The 1,050-nt window shown below is 41.9% G+C and carries 1 protein-coding gene; it reads left to right on the top strand.

The window, feature by feature from the left end; genetic code table 11:
- Positions 1-386: 386 nt before the first annotated feature.
- On the top strand, positions 387-1,050 hold a 664-nt coding region (locus IQR33_RS09780; RefSeq protein ID WP_228013827.1), incomplete at its 3' end, for a glutamate--tRNA ligase family protein.

Below are 1,050 nucleotides of genomic sequence, written 5' to 3'. Positions count from 1 at the left end.
GTACAAACAACCTACAAGTTATCCTTGGTCCACTAGCAGAGATTGTTGCTGGTGAGATGAAGAATGTATCTAAAGATGAAGACTTAAGTGGTGTTCAGCTACCAGCTTAACTGTTTAATAGTGGTGTGATTGTTTGTTATTGGTATTGCAAACAATTGATACTACAACATCGCAAAAGGCCTCCGCAGGAGGCCTTTTTTCGTTTAGGCCCTTTGAATCTGCTTTGCTTTCACGCTAACTCGATAAATATTGTCGTTTTAGAGCGAGTTCTTGTTGTCTAATTGCTTAGAATTGTGGATCATTAGGAACAATGTACTCTGTGAAACCATACTTGGATACAGGGTTCCGTTTTCTCTGACAATACTAATATTTTTGAGGTGCTATAGATGAGTGAAGCTGATGCTCGTCCATCAAACTTTATTCGCCAGATCATTGATAAAGATCTAGCGGATGGTAAACACACTAGCGTGCATACTCGATTCCCGCCGGAGCCAAATGGCTACCTGCATATCGGTCATGCTAAGTCTATCTGTTTGAACTTCGGTATTGCTCAGGACTACCAGGGTCAATGTAATCTGCGTTTCGACGATACAAACCCTGAAAAAGAAGACATCGAATACGTTGAGTCTATCAAGAAAGATGTAAACTGGTTGGGCTTTGAGTGGAGTGGTGAAGTATGTTACTCATCAAACTACTTCGATAAGCTTTACGAATATGCAATTGAATTGATTAACAAAGGCTTAGCGTACGTAGATGAGCTAAGTCCAGAGCAAATTCGTGAATACCGCGGCACACTAAAGGCGCCAGGTAAACCAAGTCCATACCGTGACCGTTCTGTTGAAGAGAACTTGGCGTTGTTTGAAAAAATGCGCGCTGGTGAATTTGAAGAAGGTAAAGCGTGTCTTCGTGCTAAAATCGACATGGGTTCTTCATTCATGGTCATGCGCGATCCAGTTTTATACCGAGTGCGTTTTGCTACGCACCACCAAACTGGTGATAAGTGGTGCATTTACCCAATGTACGACTTTACGCACTGTATTTCTGATGCAT

The sequence above is a fragment of the Vibrio sp. OPT46 genome (genome assembly GCF_015163535.1).
GTDB classification, from domain to species: Bacteria; Pseudomonadota; Gammaproteobacteria; order Enterobacterales; family Vibrionaceae; genus Vibrio; species Vibrio alginolyticus.
This window is presented reverse-complemented; position numbering and strand designations above follow the sequence as displayed.